Source organism: Streptomyces sp. (assembly GCF_019510245.1).
Classification (GTDB): Bacteria; Actinomycetota; Actinomycetes; order Streptomycetales; family Streptomycetaceae; genus Streptomyces.
In genome coordinates, this window is record NZ_JAEKKT010000142.1 from 37,613 (window position 1) to 59,350 (window position 21,738).

Annotated in this window: 16 protein-coding genes and 1 pseudogene; 7 read left to right on the forward strand and 10 right to left on the reverse strand. The window is 73.2% G+C overall.

Features of this window, described 5'->3' with window-relative positions:
- Positions 1-95: 95 nt before the first annotated feature.
- Positions 96-1,424: a cation:proton antiporter gene (locus JF597_RS23660; RefSeq protein WP_293998102.1), complete on the reverse strand. Its 1,329-nt coding sequence runs from the start codon at positions 1,422-1,424 to the stop codon at positions 96-98.
- A gap of 295 nt (positions 1,425-1,719) precedes the next feature.
- Between JF597_RS23660 and JF597_RS23665 the strand changes: the two genes are divergently transcribed.
- The 4 genes from JF597_RS23665 (at position 1,720) to JF597_RS23680 (ending at position 5,954) form a co-directional block, all read left to right on the forward strand.
- The gene (locus JF597_RS23665; RefSeq protein ID WP_293998105.1) at positions 1,720-2,778 is read left to right on the forward strand and encodes a hypothetical protein; all 1,059 of its coding nucleotides are present in this window, start codon (positions 1,720-1,722) and stop codon (positions 2,776-2,778) included.
- Complete coding sequence (locus tag JF597_RS23670) at positions 2,775-3,884, forward strand: caspase family protein (protein WP_293998108.1); 1,110 nt, start codon at positions 2,775-2,777, stop codon at positions 3,882-3,884. Before JF597_RS23665 ends, JF597_RS23670 begins: the two co-directional genes overlap by 4 nt.
- A gap of 98 nt (positions 3,885-3,982) precedes the next feature.
- Positions 3,983-4,147 (forward strand): hypothetical protein, encoded by a 165-nt coding sequence (locus JF597_RS23675; protein ID WP_293998111.1) that lies wholly within the window; start codon positions 3,983-3,985, stop codon positions 4,145-4,147.
- Positions 4,148-4,169: 22 nt separating this feature from the next.
- Positions 4,170-5,954: an HEXXH motif domain-containing protein gene (locus JF597_RS23680; protein ID WP_293998113.1), complete on the forward strand. Its 1,785-nt coding sequence runs from the start codon at positions 4,170-4,172 to the stop codon at positions 5,952-5,954.
- A 19-nt stretch (positions 5,955-5,973) separates the two neighbouring features.
- Here the strand turns inward: JF597_RS23680 and JF597_RS23685 are convergent, their stop codons facing one another.
- A complete protein-coding gene (locus JF597_RS23685) occupies positions 5,974-10,845 on the reverse strand; it encodes a family 43 glycosylhydrolase (protein WP_293998116.1) in 4,872 nt (1,623 codons plus the stop codon).
- A 514-nt stretch (positions 10,846-11,359) separates the two neighbouring features.
- Here JF597_RS23685 and JF597_RS23690 point away from each other — a divergent pair.
- On the forward strand, positions 11,360-12,295 hold the full coding sequence (locus JF597_RS23690; protein ID WP_293998317.1) for an anti-sigma factor RsbA family regulatory protein: 936 nt from the start codon (positions 11,360-11,362) through the stop codon (positions 12,293-12,295).
- 24 nt (positions 12,296-12,319) lie between these two features.
- On the opposite strand, the gene JF597_RS23695 is transcribed toward JF597_RS23690, so the two are convergent.
- From JF597_RS23695 to JF597_RS23725, 7 genes and pseudogenes are all read right to left on the reverse strand, one after another.
- A complete protein-coding gene (locus JF597_RS23695; protein WP_293998119.1) occupies positions 12,320-12,580 on the reverse strand; it encodes a hypothetical protein in 261 nt (86 codons plus the stop codon).
- Positions 12,581-12,610: 30 nt separating this feature from the next.
- A complete protein-coding gene (locus JF597_RS23700; RefSeq protein ID WP_293998122.1) occupies positions 12,611-13,648 on the reverse strand; it encodes a rod shape-determining protein in 1,038 nt (345 codons plus the stop codon).
- A 157-nt stretch (positions 13,649-13,805) separates the two neighbouring features.
- Positions 13,806-15,194 (reverse strand): carboxyl transferase domain-containing protein, encoded by a 1,389-nt coding sequence (locus JF597_RS23705; RefSeq protein WP_293998125.1) that lies wholly within the window; start codon positions 15,192-15,194, stop codon positions 13,806-13,808.
- A complete protein-coding gene (locus tag JF597_RS23710; RefSeq protein WP_293998128.1) occupies positions 15,187-16,668 on the reverse strand; it encodes an acyl-CoA synthetase in 1,482 nt (493 codons plus the stop codon). Before JF597_RS23710 ends, JF597_RS23705 begins: the two co-directional genes overlap by 8 nt.
- Positions 16,669-16,956: 288 nt before the next feature.
- Positions 16,957-18,114 carry a hypothetical protein gene (locus JF597_RS23715; RefSeq protein ID WP_293998131.1) on the reverse strand — a complete coding sequence of 386 codons (1,158 nt, stop codon included), beginning with the start codon at positions 18,112-18,114 and terminating at the stop codon, positions 16,957-16,959.
- A gap of 76 nt (positions 18,115-18,190) precedes the next feature.
- Positions 18,191-18,673: pseudogene (locus tag JF597_RS55660) on the reverse strand (ATP-binding protein); the annotation flags it as partial.
- Between the two features lie 122 nt (positions 18,674-18,795).
- Positions 18,796-19,878, reverse strand: coding sequence for a MerR family transcriptional regulator (locus JF597_RS23725; protein ID WP_293998319.1), 1,083 nt, complete (start codon positions 19,876-19,878; stop codon positions 18,796-18,798).
- Between the two features lie 165 nt (positions 19,879-20,043).
- On the opposite strand from JF597_RS23725, the gene JF597_RS23730 reads away from it, so the two are divergent.
- Complete coding sequence (locus JF597_RS23730) at positions 20,044-20,922, forward strand: hypothetical protein (protein WP_293998137.1); 879 nt, start codon at positions 20,044-20,046, stop codon at positions 20,920-20,922.
- Here JF597_RS23730 and JF597_RS23735 read toward each other — a convergent pair.
- Complete coding sequence (locus JF597_RS23735) at positions 20,903-21,451, reverse strand: hypothetical protein (protein WP_293998139.1); 549 nt, start codon at positions 21,449-21,451, stop codon at positions 20,903-20,905. The two genes, JF597_RS23730 and JF597_RS23735, sit on opposite strands and share 20 nt — an antisense overlap.
- Before the next feature lie 177 nt (positions 21,452-21,628).
- Between JF597_RS23735 and JF597_RS23740 the strand changes: the two genes are divergently transcribed.
- Positions 21,629-21,738, forward strand: a 110-nt coding sequence (locus JF597_RS23740) for a helix-turn-helix domain-containing protein (protein ID WP_293998322.1), incomplete at its 3' end; no start/stop codon positions are given.

Sequence of the window (21,738 nt, forward strand, 5' to 3'; positions counted from 1 at the left end):
GGGGACCGCCGGCCGGGCCCAGGGTCCGGCCGGCTCGGCCCGCCACCGCGCCACGGCCGGTGGCTGCTCGGCGGGTGACTTCACGGCCCGCGGCGCTACGGCTGCGGCGTCGGTTCGGCGTCCACGGCGGGGGCCTGCCCGGAGCCCGGCGTCTGCTCGCCGTCGGGGCCGGTGCCGACGCGGCCGGCCGGCGGCGCGCCGGTGGGACGGTACAGCGGGCCGATCAGCGGTCCGGTGGCCGCCGTGGTGAAGAGCGCCATCACGACCAGCAGCGCGTACAGCCGGGGGCCGATCACTCCGGCCTGCAACCCGACGTTGAGCACGATGAGTTCGGTCAGGCCCCGGGTGTTGAGCAGCACGCCGATCAGCAGCGAGTCGCGCCAGGGCAGCCGGGCACCGCCCCGGGCCGACAGGGCGCCGGCGGCCACCTTGCCCACCACCGCGGCGGCGCATATCACCAGCAGGAGCACCAGGTCGGAGGCGTGCAGTCCGTCGAGCTGGACCGACATCCCGGAGATCGTGAAGAACACCGGCAGCAGCAGGCCGCCGGTCTCCTGGAGCGGTCGCAGCACCTGGCTGTCGGGAGCGCCGTCGGGCTGGCGCGGCATGATGATCCCGGCCAGCAGCGCACCGAAGATCACATGCAGTCCGAGTGCGCTGGTGGCCCAGGCCGAGGCCAACGCCAGCGCCGCGGCGACGGGGACGTGATTGGTCATCAGGGCGCCGGGCCGGTGCATCCACCACTTCATCGCCGGCCGCACGACGGCGAACATCACCAGCACGTACGCCGCCAGCAGCGCCACCTTGACGCTCCAGGAGCGCAGCGAGCCGTCCTCGCCGCCGATCAGGGCGACGGCCAGCACCGGCCAGCTCAGTGCGTCGATGACACCGGCGGCGGCCATCGCGATCGTGGCGGGGCGGGTGCCGGCCAGTCCCTGGTCCCGGATGATGCTCGCCAGCACGGGAACCGCCGTGATGGACAGGGCGACCGCCATATAGAGGGTGAATGTCGCGTCGATCGGATGCCCGCCGTTCGCGGAGCGGAAACCTCCGGAATACAGCAGGACGATGCCGGCTCCGATAAGCATGGGAATCGCGAACCCGCTCAGCGAGACGGCGGTCACCGCCCCGCGATTGCGCAGCTGGCCGAGGTCGAGTTCATAGCCGACTGCGAACAGGAACAGCACCAGCGCGACTTGCGCCACGGAAGTGAGAACTGGCTTGATCTGGTCCGGGAAGAGGGTTTCGTACACCCCTCCCGGGGCCAGGCCCAGCAGGCTGGGGCCGAGGGCGATGCCGGCGAATAACTGTCCGATGACGGAGGGCTGGCGCAGCCTGCGGGCGGCCGCTCCCAGGGCCGAGGAGGCCGCGATCACCAGTGCGAGAGCTGCGACGACATGAGTGACAGTGGAGTCGATGCTCACCGGCATCCCCCTTTTGGCAAGTGCCGCGCCCTGTGGCCTTTTTCCTACGCAGTGTAGCCGGTTAAGCCGCAACTGACCTATTGTTGCGTGCGCTTGGAATATGCCGTTCTGGGGCGGGGGGTCGACGGTGACGACGGTCTTATTCGTACACGGCACCGGCGTGCGCGAGCCGGGATTCAGCGGAACCGTGGAAGTCGTACGGGAAGGATTACAGCCGTTACGGCCCGAAGTCTGCGTTTCTTCCTGTTATTGGGGAGGAACTGCCGGATCGGTACTGCATTCGAACGGTATTTCCGTGCCGGGGTACGGGACGGGGCGTGAAGTACCGGACACGGGCGCCCCCGGCACGCTGCAACGAGACCTCGACGAGGACGTCGAATTCTGGGGACTTCTTTATCTGGACCCGCTGCTCGAACTGCGCCTGCTCACCGTGGAAACCGCGGGAAGAACCGAGTTGCCGCCCGGTGCCCGGCCGCCGGGCGAGGCACTCTCGGCGGCGGCTCCGGCGCTCACCGCGGACGACCGGCTGCGCGGACTGCTGGACGCGGCGGGCATCTCGGAGGACTTCGCCGCCGCGGTGGCCGCCGTTCTGACCGCCGACGACTGCCGCCGCTTCCTCCGTGCCCCGGCCGAGGGTGCCGGCCCGGCCGAACTGGCCCGGGCCTTCGTGGCCGAGGCGGTGCGCCGCCGGACCGGACGGCAGGGACCGGCGGCGGCCCTCGACGGCACCGCCCGCGACGAGGCGGTCGCCCGGATCGCCGCCCTGCTCCCCGGGCCCTCCGGCACCGGCGACGAACCCGGCACCCACCGCGGCCCGGTGACTCGGCGGATCAAGCGGCTGACCGGGCGGCTGGCCCTCGGCCTGGCCTCCGCACAGGCGGTCAGACGGCGCTCGGCGCTCACCGACGCGGCCCACCCGGCCGCCGGTGACGTGCTGCTCTACCTGGCCCGCGGCGGCCCGATCCGCGAGGCCGTCGCGCAGGCGGTGCTCGCGGCAAAGCCGCCGGTCGTGCTGCTCGCCCACAGCCTCGGCGGCATAGCCGCGCTCGACCTCCTGGTGCTGCGGCCACTGCCACAGGTCGCGCTGCTGGTGACCGTCGGCTCGCAGGCCCCGTTCCTGTACGAGCTCGGGGCCCTGCCCAGCCTGGAGCCCGGCAGCTCGCTGCCCGACCGCGTACCGCCCTGGCTGAACGTCTACGACCGCCGGGACCTGCTCAGCTACCTCGGGGCCGGCGTCTTCCCCGGCCGGGTCCGGGACATCGCCCTCGACAGCCGCCAGCCCTTCCCCCTCTCCCACAGTGCCTACTGGAGCAACCCCGAGCTGTACCGCGTGCTGGCCGAGGAACTGCCGTGACCGCCGCTCGCCCGGACCGGACCCACGCTGTCGTGGTCGGCGTGGAACGCTATGCCGTCGGCCCTTCCTGGGACCTGCCGGGCCCCGCCGCCGACGCCCGCCGGTTCACCGCCTGGCTGCGCGGCCGCGGCGTGCCCGCGGCCCACATCTCCCTGCTGCTGGACGCCCTGCCCGGCACGGGCGGACCCGAGGTCGACGTGCCCGCAGGGCCCGCCGGACGGGAGGCCGTGCAGGAGGTGCTGACCCGCCGGCTGCCCGCGCTGGAGGGCGACCTGCTGTTCGTCGTCTGGGGCGGCCACGGGGTCACCGATCCGCAGGGACACCGCAGGCTCTTCTACGCCGACGCTACGGCCGACGACAAGCGCAACCTCGACCTGGACGCCTGGCTGACCACCCTCACCACCGACGCGCTGCCCGGCTTCCGCCGCCAGATCTGGCTGGTGGACTCCTGCCAGACCTTCGTCGAGGACCTGGGCTTCGTCCGCTCACTGCCCGGCGAACTCCCGGCCCGCGGCGACCGGTTGCCGAACCGGGACCAGTTCGTGCTGCTGGCCTCGGGGCCGGGGCAGCGAGCGGCCAACGACCCCGTGCGGCGGACCGGCGCGTTCTCCCGGGCCGTGCTCTCGGTGCTGGAGGCCGCGGGCGACGAGAACTGGCCACCGGACATGGGTGCGGTGACGGACACCGTGATCGGACGGTTCACCGAGGAGGGACAGCGGCCCACCTCGCTCTGGTACCGGTCCGGGGCCGGCGACGTACGCCACTACGACTTCGCCGCCGCCCGCCGCCGGGAGGAACCGGTGCCGGACGCGGCCCTGGCCGAGCTCATCGCCCTGCTGGCCGGATGGCCCGCCCTGGCCGACCGCGACCAGCGCCAGCTCGTCGTCGGCATGCTGCCCGTGGACCTGGCCGGCGCCATTCCCCGGCTGGGCGCGGCCCGGGCCGACATCATCAGCATCGTGCGCACCTGCCGGCTGCACCCGGGCGGCCTGGCCGCTCTGGTCGAGGCACTCGGCGTGCTCGACCCGGGCTCGCTGGCACAGCGCGACCTGAAGGACTGGGCGGCCCGCCGGCTGCCGGCCGGGCAGGAAGGCCGTCCGGCCTGATCACGGCCTTCCCGGCACCTGGTCCATGCGTCATCATGAAATCAACGGGAGACAGGGCGTTCTCAGGGGGATGGCGCATGAACACGTCCGCAGAATTCATGAGATCCGAACTGCCCGACCTGAGCGACACCGCCCTCTCCGACCTCCGGTCGCAGAGCACTGACGTCTACGCGCGTGCACTGGAGCGGTTGCTGCGGCAGGTCGAACGGCCGAGGGTCAACTTCGCCTCCGAGGGCGGACCAGGATCCGGACGAGCCGACTGACGGACCCCGCGGAAGGAGACATGTGCCGGACGCACGCTCCGCACCCGCGCAGGCGGATCACCATCTCCTGCCCGCGGCCTACTTCAGCGACCTGGCCGCGGGCCGGGGCGGTCCAGAGACGGTGCGTTTCCTGCGCGTCACCGAGTACAGCAGGCGGCTTCTGCTGCTGCGGACCCTGCTCGACGCCATCGCCGAGACCCCCGGCGCGCTGGGTCCGCTACCGCCCGTGGACACCGCGTGGGATGTCCTGACGACGGCTCAGCAGCGGGCCCCGGAGGACTTGGCCGAGCTGCTGATGCACCCCCAGGTCGGCATCTGGCTGGGGCATGGCCTGCGGCGCGCGAGCCACACGGCCTGGGGCGACGGCCCGCTCTGGACCGACCTCGGCCATCTGTACGCGGTGTGCGCGGTCGCCGCGCTGCGCGCCGGGCTGCCGCTGCGCACCACCGTGCCGTTGCGGGACGGCACGGCGATGTTCCCCACCCTCGGGCTGGCCCGGCTGCCCGACCGCCCGCGGTGGGGGACGGCTGAGGTGGTGGTCGAGGGAGGCCGGCTGCGGGTCGATCCGCAGGGCGCGTGCGTGGGCCCGTCAGGCGCCCATGACGGTGACGCCCCCGGGTGGCAGGGGCTGCACACCCTGCGGGCCGACGTGCAGGGACGGCCCATGACCCTCTGGCTGGACGACATCGACCCCTATCGGGACCTGAGCGAGCCGCTGCCCCCACAGCGCCTCGGCAAGGACGAACTCGCCCGCTGGCGGGAACGGTTCGACGGCGCGCTGGACCTGCTCGCGAACAGCGATCCGGGCACGGCGTCCGCCATGGCCGTGGGCCTGCGCACCATCGCCGAGGTGCGCCGGGCATCGGCCTGGACGGTTCTCAGCGCCTCGTCCAGCGACGCCTTCGGCGGCCTGCTCGCCTCGCTGCCCCCCGACCCCGTCAGCTTCGCGGTCACCCTCGTCCACGAGTTCCAGCACACCAAGCTGGGCGCGCTGCTCCACCTGCTCACACTGGAGCGGGACAGCGGGACCGAACGGCACTACGCCCCCTGGCGCAACGATCCGCGCCCGCTGAGCGGTCTGCTCCAGGGCGCCTACGCCTTCCTGGGCATCACCGACTTCTGGTGCAGGTACCTGGACCACGCGCCGCCGGCCGCGCGCCCGCTGGCGGAGTTCGAGTTCGCGTTGCGCCGGCGGCAGACCCAGGAGGCGATCCACGCCCTGCGCGCCGACCCCGGCCTGACCGCGCACGGGCGCCGTTTCCTGCGGGGCATGGCCTCCCGGCTGCCGGCCTGGTGGTCGGACCCGCGGATCCGGCCGGACATCGCCGCCCTGGCCGAGTTCACGGCCACCGACCACCGCACCGGCTGGCGGATCCGGCACCTGGCCCCCGCCCCGGACGACGTCCGGGCCCTGGCCAGGGCCTTCACCGCCGGTGCCGCGGCCGGCGGGCCCATCGCCGCGTCCGCCGTCGTCCCCGATCCCGTCGCGCCCTGGTCCCAGTCCCGCAACGGACTGATCCGGCAGCGCCTCGCCGTGCCGGACGCCGGCGACTGGCCCGTACCGTCCGCCGCCGACCGTGCCCTGGTCGCCGGGGACCCCGGTGCGCCCGACGCCTACGCCCGCCTGCTGGCGGGCGACCCCGAGGACGCCGACGCGTGGACCGGCCTCGTCCTCGCCCTCGCCGAGCGCCCGCTGCTGCACCGCCCCGAGCTGCTCCGCGCGGTGCACCGCGAACTCCGCATGACCGGCACGGCCGCCGACCCGCGCGACGTCGCGCGCTGGCTGGCCGCGGGCACGGCCGCCTGACGGCAGTGCCGCCCCCGGATCAGTTACCGCCGGACCCGGCCGTACCGTGGGCTGATCCAGCCGCACGAGCCGGTGAGGACGGCCGTGGTCTCGCGGAGTGCCGTGGTCCGACGGGGACCGGCACGGTGGCCGTGCCCCCGTCGTCGTCGGTGATCGTGACCGCCGGGCGGTGTCCGCCGGGCCTGCGGTAGAGGTGCTCGGCCCGGCAGGTGGTGCCGGTGATCCGGCCCTTCGCCGGGCGGCTGCCGTCCTTCCAGTCGACGGTGCAGGTGTGGGTGTCGGAGCCGCCCGGGTCGGTGAAACGGACGGTGAGGGTCACGTGCCGTGCGCCGTGGCCGCGGGCGTCGGTGATCGTCGGTGGGGCGTTGGTGACGGTCACGGAGGTGGTGTCGGTGCTGCGTCCGCCGGTCAGGGTGAGGGTGTAGGTCCCGTTGTCGGTGCAGGTGACGGTGGTCGCGGCGGCCGCCGGGTCGCGGACCGTGCAGGGGGCTTTCGCGGGCACGGTCCACTGCGCGGTACCGGCGCCGGAGAGGGTGCCGGACAGCGCGATCGCATCCCCTTCGGTCCCGCTGACGTCCGGTCCCGCGTGCACGACGGTCACCGGATCGATGCTCGTCAGCGTCGGCACGACCGGCTTGATCAGCCCGTCCGCGTCGAACTCCAGCTTGTCGACGGTCGTTTCCCGGTGGGTGCCGTCGCCCCCGGGGATGGCGAAGCGGTGGTAGGCGATGTACCAGTCGTCGGTGTTCGGCACGTGTACGACGCTGTGGTGGCCGGTGCCCCTGATCCCCAGGGAGAGGTCCTTGGAGAGGATCACGCCCCGCTTGGTCCAGGGTCCGGTGGGGGAGGGGCCGGTGGCGTAGGCGACGCGGTAGTTCTCGTCGCGGGTGTCGTTCTCCGACCACATGAAGTAGTAGATCCCGTTGCGCTTGATGACGAACGAGCCCTCGTTGTACCCGCTCGGCGTGATGTCCCGGACCTTCGAGGTGTCGATGGACGTCATGTCGGCGTTCAGCGGGACCACGTAGGCGTGGCCGTTGCCGAAGTAGAGGTACGACTGTCCGTCGTCGTCCGTGAAGACGGCCGGGTCGATCATCTGGCCGCTGAAGTCACCGGACTTGAGGAGGGGTTTGCCGAGCGCGTCCTTGAAGGGGCCGGTCGGCGAGTCGGCCACCGCCACCCCGATGTTCGCGTCGGCGCAGAAGTAGAAGTAGTACTTGCCGTCCTTCTCGGCGATCGTCGGTGCCCAGGCCCTGCTGTCCGCCCAGCTGATGTCCGGGCCCAGGTCGAGGATGACGCCGTGGTCCGTCCAGTGGACGAGGTCGGTGGAGGAGTACGCCTTGAACCGGGTGCCGCTCCAGCCGTCGTAGCCGTCGCTGGTCGGGTAGAGGTAGAAGGTGTCGCCGAAGCGGACGATGTTCGGGTCGGCGTTCAGCCCCGGCAGCACCGGGCTCTTCATGACCAGTGCCGACACCGTCCAGGTGCGCTTCCTGCCGTCGGAGCCCGTCACCTCGTAGGTCACCGGCTTGCTGAAGTCCTGCACGCTCCCGGAGGCCGGGCTGATCGCGGCGCCGTGGGCGAGGGTGAACTCCGGTGCCAGGGAGGTGAGATCGGCGCCCTCGGTCATCGGCAACGTGATCTTGCCATCCGCGTCGTCGACGATGGCGTCGACCTTCAGACCCGTCTGGGTCGCCTTGGCGATCCCGGCCGTGTTGCCGCTGAGCTCCATGACCTCGGCGGCCGACAGGGCCCGGTCGTAGATGCGGAAGTCGTCGACCTCGCCGCCGAAGTAGGGGTCGGCCGCGTACAGGGAGCGGCCGATGTAGCCGGTGTGGTCCTTGCTCGCGTCGTACAGCTCGGACGGCTTGATGGTGGTCGTCGTGCGGGCCGCCTCGATGCCGTCGACGTACAGGATCATCGTGCCGGTCGAACCGTCGAGGGTGACGGTGACGTGCCGCCACTGGCCGGGCGTGAGCTGCGAGCCGGCCGACAGCTTCGACTCCGCCGGCCAACTCGCCTTGGTGATGGCCGAGTAGAGGCTGGACCCGCCGTTGGACGGGGTGGCGAAGAGGTACTTGTCGCTGTCGGGACCCAGCCCGAACAGCCACTGGAAGCTGTCGCCGCCCTTCCACTTGGCGTACGTCGACACGGTCACGCTGTCGGCGTCCTTCAGCACCCCGTTCGGGATCCTCACGTACGGCGAACTCGTCGCGTCGCCCGACATCTTGAAGGAGCCGCCCTCCACCCCCGTACCGAACTCGGGTGTGCGGACGTACGTGCCGTGGTAGCCGTGCCCGCTGGAGTCGACGGCGATGTTGCCGCCGGTCTCGTCGAAGTCGTAGTGCAGGAGCAGGTCGGCCGGGACGTCGGGACCCTCCTGTGACACGGTGACCTCGGCCTGGACCGGGATCGCGGTGCCGTCCGGGAGGCGGCCGGTGACGGTGAAGGTGCCGGGTTGGGCGTAGGCGGACGCCGGGACGTCGTCCCAGGTGACGGCGGCCGGCCGGTCGACGCCGTCGGCGTAGGAGGCGATGACGGTGGCGGGGAGGACCGGCGCCTGCCCCGTCCTGGTCGCCACCTTCACGCTCTGGACGCTCTCCACCAACTGGTCGGGCTGGTAGGCGCGCAGGAGTCTGTCGTACTCGGTCTGGGTGACCGGGAGCACGGTGCCGTGGCGGGGCTTGGCGGGCAGGTCGTAGTCGGTGACGGGTGTCCAGACCCCGGAGTCCAGATCGTCGGTCTCGAACGGGATGTACCCGCGCCCCCCGAACTCGTCGAGGAACGCGTACCACTTGTCCTCCGTGTTGGACTTGAAGACCAGCGGCCCCTCGGCGGCGCTCATCGCCCCCTTGCCGATGCCCTCCGCGACCGGGGTCCAGTCGGTGCTGCGGATCGAGTCGCTCTTCTCCTCGAAGACGAACTTGCTGTTGGGGGTCGAGGAGGTGTTGTTCCGCTCGTCCTTGGACAGGCGGTAGTAGGTCCCGTCCTTCTGGATCATCGTGGAGTCGATGACCGACCAGCCGCGGTCGATCCACACCTTGGGCTCGCTGAAGGTGTAGAAGTCGCGGGTGGTGGCGTACATCATCCGGTTGTAGGTGTCGCCGGTGTGCGCCGCGTTGTCGTACAGCTTCGACGCCCAGAAGACGACGTACTCGCCGAGCTTCGCGTCGTAGAACGCCTCCGGTGCCCAGGTGTTGCCCGCGCTGTCCGGGGCGACCTTCACCAGGCGCTGGTTCGTCCAGTGGACGAGGTCGGTGGACTCCCAGACCATGACGGACCTGCTGCCGGTGCGCTGGGCGGCGTCCCAGTCGCCGTTGCCGTAGATCCTGAGGTCGGTGGCGATCTGGTAGAACTTGTCGCCCTCGGGGGAGCGGATGATGAACGGGTCGCGCAGGCCCTTCTCGCCGAGCGTGGAGGTCAGAACGGGCTTGCCGTCGTTCAGCTCCCGCCAGTTCAGCGGGTCGTTCCCCTTGCTGAGGGCGGCGTAGAGCTGTTCGCCGTCGGCGGTGCCCTCGCCGGTGAAGTAGCTGAACATGTAGCCCTTGAGGGCTTCCCTGGCGGGGAGTTCGGGGACCCGCGCGGTGAAGGTGCGGGTGGCGGAGGCCGTTCCCTTGGTGACCGTCGCGGTCAGGTCGACGGTGGTGGCTCCCGCGCCGTGCGCGGGGCGGTGGACCACGCCGTCGGCGGAGACGACGTCCGGGTCGGCGGAGGACCAGGTGACGGCCGTGCCGTAGGCGCCGTCGGCGGGCAGGGTGAGGTTGCCGCGGACGTCGTCGACGTCGTGCACGGTGAGGGCGCCGGCGGCCTGCGAGGTGGCGGTGGCGTCGTCGAAGTCGGCGCGGACGGTGACGTCGAAGGTCCTGGTGTCGGTGACCGTGCCCTTGGTGAGGGTCGCGGTGAGCGTGGCGTGGGCGTCGGGGGAGCCGGCGGCGGGCCGGGTCACCTTGCCGGAGTCCGACACGACCCCGGGGGCGTCGCTGGACCAGCTGATGGCGGAGCCGCCCGCCGTGCCGGTCGTCGGCAGGTCCAGGTCGGCGGTCACGGCACCGGTGTCACCGAGGTTCAGGGCCGCCTTGTCGTCGGAGACGCCCTGGGTGTCGACGGGGAGGGCGAGCTGCCCGACCTCGGAGCCGTCGAGGGCGCGGTCGTATACGCGGAAGTCGCGGATACGGCCCTTGAAGAGCTTGTCGCCGGAGTAGACGGACTTGCCGATGTAGTTGGCGACGGTGCTGCCGGAGCCGATGGCACCGGGGGTGATGGTGACGGAGGTGTTCCGGCCCACCTCGACGCCGTCCTCGTAGAGCACGCCCGTGGTGCCGGTCTGGGTGTAGGCGATGTGCTTCCACACGGACCGGGTGAGGTTGTGCGAGTCGGACGGCCTGGTCGTCTGCTCGGTCGACCAGTTGCCGGTGGCGAGGGAGGTGCGGAGGGAGTTGCCGGTGGTGAAGAGGTAGCCGTTGCCGCTGCTGCCGCTGGAGTTGCCGAAGCCGTAGAGGAAGTACGGGGTGGACTGGGCGGAGTCGATCCGCACGTCCATGGAGACGGTGATCGAGTCCATGCCCTTCATGACGTCGTCCGGGACCTTGATGTAGGTGCCGGAGCCGTCGAAGCCGAGCCCCTGCCCGGTGGCCGACCAGTCGGCGGTGCCGTTGAGGGTGCCGTCGCGGCCGTTGCCGGAGGCGTCGGGGACGGTGGTGCCGGTGTCGGCGTCCAGGGGGTACCAGAGGGCGAGGCCGTCGGTGACGGCGGCGGGATCGGCGACGGCCCCGGTCGTGGCCCGGGCCGGAAGGGCGGGGCCGAGGAGGGCCAGGAGGGTCGAGGCGGCGGTCAGTCCGGCGAGCTGTCCCGCCCGGCGTCTCGCGCGGCCGCGCAGGCGTGAGGTGTGCGTCATGTGCGGCTCCCTGCCAAGTCCTCAGCGGTTACACGGAGATGACATTGCGTTGCGAGAGTGTCAAACGATGTACACGGGGCCGTCAAGAGTTTTCGAACAACGTCCGACCAGTCGAACGATCTGTTCTGCCCCCGCCTCGACCACCCCGCCAACTTTCCTGCCCCGCACCAGGCTTGGACCTGCCATGTGCGGGGCAGAGCCCTCCTACCGGACAGCAGGCACCGGTCAGGGCTCGGCAAGAGGAGGGCGTCATGGACGGTCGGATCCGCGTACGCGTTGTTCGTCGGCCCGCTCCCCGCGGGCAGGAGATCGACCGCAGGACGCCTTCCGGGCGCATCCTGCCGTACTAGTCCGGGTGTGCGGGCGGGTGGTACGCACCGGCCGCCCCGCGCCCGGCGCCCGTGGCCGGCGGGCCGGTTTGGACCGGCGGCAACGGGGCACGTGTGTGAGCCGGCGGCAGGAAGGCGGGCACCGTGACCATCCGGGAGCCGGTACGGCGTACGGCGACGTCGGCATGACCGGCGCGCCCGGCCCCTTCGCCCACCCCGCCCTGTTCTACGGCGACGAGGGCGAGTACCTGGCCGGGACGGTGCCCTTCGTCCGGGCCGCGCTGGCCGCCGGCGAGCCGGTGGCCGTCGCCGTGCCCGGCGAGAACCTCCGCCTCATCCAGGACGCGCTGGGCGCCGACGCCGGGCCGGTGCGCTTCCTCGACATGCGGGAGGCCGGCCGCAACCCGGGCCGGATCATCCCCGGCGTCCTGCACGCCTTCGCCGACGCGCAGCCGCCCGGCCGCCGCGTCCGCATCATCGGCGAACCCGTCTGGCCCGGCCGCACCCCCGCCGAGCACCTGGCCTGCGTCCAGCACGAGGCCCTGATCAACGCGGCCTTCCGGGGCCGTACGGCGACCGTCCTGTGCCCGTACGACACCCGGCGCCTCGACCCGCAGGTCATCGCCGACGCCCACGCCACCCACCCCACGCTGCGGCAGCCCGGCGGCGGCCCGGACCGGGACAGCCACGCCTACGCCCCCGACGACGCCCTCGCCCGCTGCAACGAGCCCCTGCCGCCCCCGCCCGACGCCGTCCCGGCGGTCTGCTTCGAGTCGGGCTCACTCTTCGAGGCCCGGCACCTCGCCGCCGCCGAGGCCGCCCGGCTCGGCCTGACCGCCGGCCGGCTCGCCGATCTGACGCTGGCCGTCGCCGAGCTGGCCACCAACAGCGTGGTGCACGGCGGGGGTTCGGGCACGCTCGGGGTGTGGGCCGAGGACGGCAGCGTGGTGTGCGAGGTCCGCGACAAGGGCCACCTCACCGACCCCCTGGCCGGCCGCCGCCCGCCCTCCCGCGACCGCTCCGGCGGCCGCGGCCTGTTCCTCGTCAACCGCGTCGCCGACCTGGTCCGCGTGCACACCGGCCCGGAGGGGACGACGGTGCGGTGCTGGTTCGCGCACTGAGCGGCGGGGAGCGATCCGGCCGGCTCACACGGCGAGCGGCTCCAGGTCCCGGTACACCCTGCGTTCCGCCGGCGCGAAGCGGGTGATGCCGTTGTTCTCACCGAGTTGCCGGCGCAGCCCCTTCAGCCTGCTGACGGCTTCCTCGCGCCGCGCCCGGGCCTCGTCCAGGCGGCCGAGGGCGGTCACGGTGAGGGCGCTGTTGCAGGCGACCGCCAGGGCTTCGGGATGCCGGGTGCCCAGGCCGGCGCGCAGCGCCCCGATGCCGAGCCGGGCGCGTCGACTCACGTCGGTGCCCCGGCGGGGCATGCGGGGTGCTCAGGCGGCCAGCGGGTCCAGCACCAGGGGCTCGATCCGGCCCTCCAGCATTGCTCCGATGCCCTGGACGGCGCACACGTCCGGCCGTTCCGCGATGTGCACCGGCATGCCGGTGGCCTCCCGCAGCAACTGGTCGAAGCCGGGCAGCAGCGCCGATCCGCCGACCATCGTGATGCCCCGGTCGGCGAGATCGGCGACCAGGTCGGGCGGGCAGTCGCGGAGCACCTTGCCGATCCCGTCCAGGACGGACATGAGGGGCGTCTGGATGGCGTCCCGGACGGCGGCGGTGTCGACCCGCACGCTGCGGGCGAGCCCGGTGACCACGTCCCGCCCGTGGATCTCGGTGGAGGCCGGGCCGTACGGGGTGAGGCCGTTGTCCTCCAGGGCCAGCTGCAGGGGCCGTACCGACTGGTTCGGCAGCATCAGCTCGTGCTCGTGCCGCAGGTGCTGGACGATCGCGTTGTCCACGGCCTCCCCGCCGACGGGCATCCGCTCGGCGCACACGATCGACCCGAGGGAGAGCACGGCGACCTGCGTCGCGGCGGCCCCGCAGACGAGGATCATGCTCGCCTCCGGCCGCTCGACCGGCAGCCCGCACCCCACCGCCGCGGCGATCAGCGTGTCGACCAGCTCCACCCGCCGCGCCCCCAGCCCCACCAGCGTCTCGATGGTCGCCCGCTGGGCCAGCGGGTCGGCGTCGTGCGGGGTGCAGGCCGCCGCCCGCAGCCGGGGCTTGCGGCGCAGCGAACGGCGGATCTTGTCGCCGAGCAGATGGCGCAGCATGCGCTGGGCCATCTCGATGTCGACGACGGTCCCGCCGGAGACGGGCCGCACGACACGGATGTAGTCGGGGGTCCGGCCGGTCATCTTCTCCGCGAACTCGCCGACGGCGATCAGGGCGCCGGTACGCGTGTTCATCGCGGCGACGGAAGGCTGGTCGACGACCAGGCCCATGCCCCTCACGTACACCCGGGTGCGTGCGGCCCCCAGATCGACGGCGAAATGGCAGCGGCGCAACTGCTCCAGACTGACGGTCACGGCAGATCCTCCCGGTGCGCGGGCCGTGTGGGGTGGTACCGCCGGTCGGCGGCCTGCTTCGCATCCTCCGGGGGATCCGAGCGGCGCGCCTGCGGGGAGGGGCCGGGCGGGGCGCGGCTGAACGGGGGGTTTCGGACCCACCCGGCCACCGGGGAGGTCAGCCGGGCGGTGTGGGCGAGGCGAGGGTGGCCGGGGAGTGCGGCACGATGCCTTGGACCACGCCCAGGTCCACCAGGTCCTGGGGGCGGATGCGCAACTGGCCGGCGGTGGTCTCGACGTCCTCCGGGGGGCGTTTCAGGATCGCCGCCGCCAGTTCCGGGGCGATGACGGAGAAGTAGCTGTCCGGGGTGGCCCAGGTGTTGCCGGGTGCGGCCAGGGCGAGGGCGCCGCCCGAGCCGCCCTCGCCGATGACGAGGGTGGTGATCGGCGTGCGGGCCGCCGCGACCTCCCCGAAGAGCTCCGCGATGGCGGCACCCGCGCCCTGGCGTTCCGCGTCCGCGTCGTTCGCGGCGCCCGGCGTGTCGACGAGGGTCAGCACGGGGATGCCCAGCCGGTCCGCGAGCCGTATCAGGCGGGCCGCGGTGCGGTACCCGGCGGGCCTGGTCGCCGTCCCGTTCTGCGCGGCGAAGGCGACCGTACGGCCGTCCGCCCGCTCGCCGAACCCGCACAGCATCCCGCCCGGGTCCGCACCGCCGCACCGGTCGCCGGCCAGGGCGACCCGGCGGGTGAAGTACGCGTCCAGGTAGGCGCCGGCCCGCGGGCGGTGCGGGGCGCGGGCGCGCCGGACGGCCTCCCAGCCGGTGGCGGGCAGCACGCTCCCGCCGAGGGCGGCCGGCGGGTCGGCGGGTATCGGGGCGGGGGTGGTCAGCAGCCGCAGCCACAGCCCGAGCGTCGCCTTCAGCTCCGGCAGGGGCACCACGGCGTCCGCCGAGCCCGTCGCGAGCTGAGCCTCGGCCGTGTACGCGGCCGGGTCGGCGTCCGGCGGGCGGACCCGGGAGCCGGCGAAGCCCACCTGGGCGCCGGGCAGCGCCAGGACCACGTCGGCGCCGGCGCCCAGCGTGGCCCAGCCGCCGCCGGTCGTCGGGTCGCGCAGGACCGCGACCTGCGCCAGCCCCGCCTCCCGGGTGAGCGCCGACTGGCGGGCCACGCGCTGGAGCTGTGACAGGGCGAGCATGCCCTCCTGCATCCGGCTGCCGCCGGTGGCGACCAGCGGTACGACCGGGAGCCGGTGGGCGCGGGCATGGACGTACGCCGCCTCCAGCCGGTCCCCGGTCCGCTCGCCGAGCGAGCCGCCGAGGAAGCCGAACTCGAAGGCGATCAGCACGGCCGGCGTGCCCCCGACGCGCGCGGTGCCGACGACGACGGACTCCTCCTCGCCGGTGCGCTCGGCGGCGCGGGCGCGCGAGGCGTCGTACCCCTGCCAGCCGAGCGGGCCGTCGGGCGGCGACTGCCGGGCCGGGTGCGGGAGTTCGGCGAAGGTGCCGGGGTCGGTGACGAGGGTGAGGATCCGGCGGGCCGAGAGCCGCCCGGGCGTCGGCTCAGGCACCGAGGGCCCGCTTCATGATCTTCCCCATGTCGTTGCGGGGGAGGGCGTCCAGGTAGCGGACGACGCGGGGCCGCTTGTGCGGGGCCAGCCGCCCGGCCACATGGTCCGCCAACTCCTCGGCGGAGGGCGGCGACTGGGGCTCCGCCGGTACGACCCAGGCGACGATCCGCTCGCCCAGGTCCGGGTCCGGTTCCCCGGTGACCGCGGCCTCCCGCACCCCAGGATGTTCCAGCAGCGCGTTCTCGATCTCCCCGGCGCCGATCTTGTAACCCCCGCTCTTGATCAGGTCGGTGGCCTTGCGCCCGACGATCCGCACGTAACCGTCCGCCTCCCGCACGGCCATGTCGCCGGTCCGGAACCAGCCGTCCGGGGTGAAGGCGGCGGCGGTCGCGTCGGGCCGGTTGAGGTACTCGGTGAACAGGTTCGGGCCGCGCACCTGGATCTCCCCGACGGTCTCCCCGTCGTACGCCGCGATCGCCGTCCCGTCCTCCTCCACCAGCCGCAGCTCCACCCCGGGCAGCGGCAGGCCCACGGTCCCCGCCCGGGCCTCCCCGTCCGCGCGCACGCTGGTGTTCATCAGCGTCTCCGTCATGCCGTACCGCTCGACGACCCGCCGTCCGGTCGCCGCCGCGATCCGCTCGTGGTCGTGGACGGGCAGCGCGGCGGAGCCGGAGACCAGCAGCCGGGCCCGGCCGAGCGCCTTCGCCAGCGCGGGATCGGTGGGCAGCGCCTCGGCGATGCGGTGGTACATGGTCGGGACGCCGAAGAGCATGGTCGCCCCGTCGTTCAGCTCGCGTGCGACCCCGGCGGTGTCGAACCGCCCGAGGTGCCGGACCGAGCCGCCGCGCCGCAGCGGCCCGAGGATGCCCAGCACGAGCCCGTGCACGTGGAAGAGCGGCAGGCCGTGGACGAGGACGTCCTCCCCGGTCCACTGCCAGGCGTCGGCGAGCGCGTCTAGGGTGGCGGCGAGCGCCCGGCGCGGGATGACGGCGCCCTTGGGCGGCCCGGTGGTGCCGGAGGTGTAGACGACGAGGGCCGGGTCGGACTCGGCGGTACGGTCCTCGGGCAGCGCCCCCACGGCCGCCGCGTCGACGTCGATCCGCTGCAGGCCGGCGAACGCGGCCGGGAGTTCGGCGCCGGGCGCGGCCAGCACGGCGGTCGGCGCGCTGTCGGTGAGGATGTGCGCGAGTTCCTTGTCGCCCGACTTCGGGTTGAGCGGCACGGCCGCCCGCCCGGCGAGCAGGGTGCCGACGACGGCCACCGCCGTCTCCAGCTCCGGCGTCGCCCACACCGCGACCCGCTCGGCGCCCCGGACCCGGCCGGCGACGGCCCCGGCCGCGGCGGCGAGCTGCCCGTACGTCAGCGAGCGCACCCCGAACCGCAGGGCGACCCTTCCCCGGACCTCGTCCGGGGGGACCCCCGTCCCGCTGCGCTCGCCCGGACCGCCCACCAGGGCCGGAAACAGAAACGACACGCGACGACTCCTCACATCGGAAAGCACCGGCCGGAACCTCGACAGCCCCTTCCTACACCAGCCACCGCACTCCCGGGCCACCCCACTCGCACACCGCACCACGACCTTGATCACACTGCCGGCCGCTCACCACCGTCGCCTCCCGACGACCGCGCACGGATCATGCGCCGGCCGCACCTCACCGCCCGCAGGGCCGGATGCTCCGGTCAGTGCAGCCGCGCCCGGTTGAGGCCGCTGTAGGCGCCGGTGCCGCGATCACTCATGGTCCGGCTTCCGCCCCAGCCCGGGTCACGGTTGTCCTCCGTGGCCGAGTGCTTCGGCGACCGCCCTGTTGACGGGTACGTCCTCCAGGAAAAGGCGGCGTGCCGGTCCGGTCAGGGAGGTGGACTTGTGCTGGATCTCCTGCCAGGCGCGCTCCAGGAACCGGGTCGCGCCGGCCTGGTCGTCCAGGGCCAGGAGCGTCCTGGCGTGGTGGTAGTGGATCTCCTCGGCGTTCACCGCCGCCAGCCTGCCCCCGCTGGCGTCGAGGATGTCCACGGCACGGATTCCGGCCTCCCGGGCCTCCTGGGGCCGCCCTTGCGCCAGCCGGGCGCGCGCCACCAGCGACCAGGCGACCACCTCGCTGCGCGTCGTGCCGGCCTGCCGGCAGTGGGCGGCGTTCTCCGCGGCCAGCCGTTCCGCCTCGGCCGCGCGCCGGTCGCCGTCGGGGCCGGTGGGGTCGGCCTCCAGCAGGGCCTCGGCCAGGTAATTGTGGACGAGCGGAGCGATACTGACGATGCCGGACCGATCGACTTCGTCGGCCGCGGCGCGCAGCCGTCGCAGCGCTGTCTCCCCGTCGTCGCGGAGCAGCGCGACATGTCCCAGCAGCGCCGTCTGGTACGCGTGCCAGGCACTGGCCGGGGAACCGTCCTCGCCGGAGCGGCCGAGGCCGACGGCTTCTTCGAGCAGTTCCTGCGCCCCCGCGAAGTCACCGAGCGAAATCCGGTTCTGAGCCAGGTAGTTCAGCGGTGGCTGCAACTGGTCCGTGGCGCCGCGGCCCCGCAGCCGTTCGAGGACGGCGGTCAGCCGCACCTGCGCTCCTGACGGGTCGCCCGCGTCGAGAAGGTTGATGCCGAGATGCTGTTCGAGCTGGTCGGAGACCACACGCACCACGGGGTCCCGGGTGTCACGCAGTTGCGGCGCCCGGTGCAGCAGTTCCTCCGCCTCGTGCATCATCGCCATCCCGCGCCGCAGGTCGCGCTGGGTGAGCTGGGCGCCGTGCTCGGCGGCGAGCAGGAACGAGTTGACCGGGTCCGTCTCCTTGCGGGTCGCGGCCAGCGCGTCGGTCAGGACGGCCAGCGACGCCTCCGCGCCCCTGGCGTGCAGGAGGATCTTGCCGTGCAGGAACCCCGCGCGGGCGCGGAGCGGCGGGTCGCCCACCCGGTCGGCGGCGCGGGCCGCTTCCATGGCCAGAGTCGAGGACGATGCAGCTGCTGTGGTCGATGCGCTCTGCGTCGTCGATGACCAGGAGCGTGGGTCCGTGGGTCGCGGCCGCGCGCAGCAGAGCGCCGGCGAGGACCTGCGCGACCCGGCCCACCTGCCCGATCAGTCCGTTCGGATCGGCTTTGGAGTGATCTTCGATCACGTCTTTCACCAGCTGGGCGCCCAGTTTGAGCGCGCCTCCCGCCACGGGGACCAGCTCCAGCAGGTCGGGGGCCAGATCGGCGGCGATGCGGCGGCGCCGCGCCCAGCGCCGGGCGGGGGCCGACGCCGGCTGCGTCGCGAGGAGATCGATGATCGGGCCGTACGAGTTCTCCGCCCCGACCTGACCGTGACAGGCGACCTTCGAGATCCGCAGCCCGGGCAGGGCCGCGGCCGTCTCCCGGAAGGTGTCGAGCAGGGCCGTCTTGCCGATGCCCGCCGGCCCCTCGACGCAGTACACCCCGCCCGTACCACCGGTCACCGCCGTGGCCAGGTCCAGCAGTTGCCGCCGTTCCTGCTCGCGGTCCACGAAGATCTCGGTCACGGCACCTCCGGCGCGTACGGCACGTTGGTCTGACGGAGCGTCGCTCAACTACCCGGCGTCCGACCGTCCCCGCACAACGCCCGGCGCCGACAACGGAGTCGGGTGCAGCGTCGACGCCGCGGCTATCCGGCGCCGTCCGGCCGGCGGGGGGCCGTCACGGCGTCCGCCACCACGCAGCTCACGTTGTCGGCGCCGCCCGCCGCGTTCGCCGCGTCGATCAGCGTCCGTACCGTCACTTCGGGGGCCGTCCCGTTCCCGAGCAACTCGCGGATCCGCTCGTCGGGAACGGCCCTCGTCAGCCCGTCCGAGCACACCAGATACCGGTCGCCGGCCCGGGCCTCGTGGAGTTTCAGGTCCGGGGTGTCGGCGGTGCCACCCGGCAGGGCCTTCGCCAGCAGCATCCGCTGCGGATGGCTCTCGGCCTCCTCCGGCGTCAGCCGGCCCTCGTCGATCAGTGCCTGCACCACAGTGTGGTCGTGCGTGATCCGGAACAGCTCCCCGTCCCGCAGCAGATACGCCCGCGAGTCCCCGACGTGCACCAGGGCCAGCCGGGACCCGGTCCACAGCAGCGCGGTGAGCGTCGTACCCACCTCCGCACTGCCCTCCGCCACTCCCTGTACCGCCTCGGCCGCCGAACGCACCGCGTCCTCCAGGAGGTTCAGCACGTTCCCGGGCGAAAGCTCCGCCTCCTCCAGGGGCTTGAGTGCCGCCACGGCGGCGGCACTGGCCGATGCCCCGGCCGGCCCGCACCCGTCGGCGACGGCCAGCAGCCGGCGCCCCGCGTACGCGGTGTCCTGGTTGGACGGCCGGACGTGCCCCCGGTCCGAGTTGGCGGCATAACGCAGTTCCAGCATCGTCGTCGTGTCCCTTCTCGACTCTCCGGACAAGTGGTCGACGAGGAACGCGGCCAGGTCCCGCCGTACGGCGGTCTCCGCCTCGACACGGGCCCAGTACGCCCGCACCTCCCGGGCGGCCGGGCCGGCCGGCAGCGCGCACACCTCGCGGATCCGCGCCAGCGGCATGCCCAGCCGCCGCAGCCAGGCCACCAGCCGGGCGCGTTCCAGCTGCGCGTCGGCGTAGTACCGGTAGCCGGTCTCCGGGTCGACCCGGGCGGGCTTGAGCAGGTCCAGCTCGTCGTACAGCCGCAGCGCCTTCGGCGACAGCCGGCAGGCCTTCGCGAAGGCCCCGATGGTCAGCCATTCCATGCCGGTCTCCATGCCGTCTCCATGCCGTCTTCCTGCCCGTGCCTGACGTTCCTCGACGTCCGCCACCGATGCTGGGGCTTCACCGAAGGTGAAGGTCAACAGCGTCGCCGGGTTAGCCTGCCCGAGGAAGGAACGCAGCCGCCGACAGCCAAGGGAGCCCCCGCCGTGCCCCGCATAGCCCTCGCCACCTACGACCCCGGCACGGAACCGAACAAGGACCAGGACCTGCCGGTGCTGCTGCGGGCGCTGACCGACGCGGGGGCCGAGGCCGTCGCCCGCCCGTGGGACGACCAGGAGACGGAGTGGGGCGCCCACGACCTGGTCGTCATCCGCTCCACCTGGGACTACAGCTGGCGCGCCGACGAGTTCGTGTCGTGGGCGGAGCGGGTGGGGAAGGCGACCCGGATCGCGAACCCGGCGGAGGTCGTCCGGTGGAACACCGACAAGCGGTATCTCGGTGACCTCGCGGCGGCCGGCGTGCCGGTGGTGCCGACGCGGTATCTCGCCCCCGGCGACCCGGCCGGTCCCGCCCTCCCCGCCGACCGCGACTTCGTCGTCAAGCCCACCTTCGGCGCCGGCGCCCGGTTCGCCGCCCGCTACACGCCCGGCGAGCACGAGACGGCCGTACGGCACCTCGCCCGCATGCACGAGGAGGGGCTGACCGCGATGGTCCAGCCGTACGTCTCCGGCATCGACGTCAGCGGCGAGCGGGCGCTCCAGTTCTTCGGCGGGCGGCTGCTGCACGCCAGCCGCAAGCGGGCGGTGCTCACGCCGGGCACGGCGTACGACGCGGACAAGGTCGCCCACCCCGAGCTGGCGAGGTGGGTCCCGACGTCCGGCGAACTCGCCGTGGCGGAGCGCGCGTTGGCCGCCGTCCCGGAGGCGCCCGAGCTGCTCTACGCCCGGGTGGACCTGGTCGACGGCGAGGACGGGCGGCCGCGGGTGATGGAGCTGGAGCTGGTCGAACCGAACCTGTTCCTGTTCCTGCACCCCGGGTCGGTGGCCGCGGTGGCGGAGGCGATCCTCACCGAGGCGCGTCGATGACCGCGGTCCGCTGCAGCAGGCCCCAGGTGAACTCGGCGACCACCTGACGGCCGTCGGGCACCTTGAAGGTGAGTCCCCAGCGGGTGGGGGCCGTGCCCTCCAGGGGACGGGCGGGGGCGAAGGCGCGGGCGGCCTCGTCGACCGTGCAGGACCAGGGGGTGAGGTCGTCGTAGGTCTCCAGCCTCGGGGCGGCCGCGTCGGGGGCGCGGACCAGCCATTCGTTCCAGACCGCACCGCCGGGGCCGACCATGACCTCGAAGCGCAGGGTGGGCCAGAGGGGGAGTGGCCACTGCCAGGCCGCGCACTCCAGGTCGCCGACGGTGCGCTTGGTCTCCCACTCGGGCGGGCCGAGGACCGAGCGGTAGCGGGAGGCGGCGGACCGGGGCGAGCGGGCCATCGCCTGCCAGCGCTTGTTGGCCTCCCGCATGTCCGCGAGCGACGCGCCCAGGGTGCGCCGGGCGTCCTCGACCAGGTCCGGGTTGTGGTCGGCCATGCGGCGCAGCAGCACCAGCTGGAAGTCCAGTTGCATGCCACCCATGGTGCACGTGCCGCTACCCGGCTTCCTCAAGACCATTGCCCGTGGAATCCCCGATGGCTAGCCTGTGTTCGTCATGCCGATCGCCTGTTGATATCTCGAACGGCTCCGCAGCTGAGACGCGCGCCGCACCGGGTATCCGGCGCCTAGACCCAAGGGAGGGGGCCGGACGTGGGACGCCTCGTGCCTGCCGTGACCCGGGCTCTCGACATTCTTGAGCTCTTCCTGGACGGGGACGGGACCCTCTCCGCCCCCGACATAGTCCGCAAACTCCAGCTGCC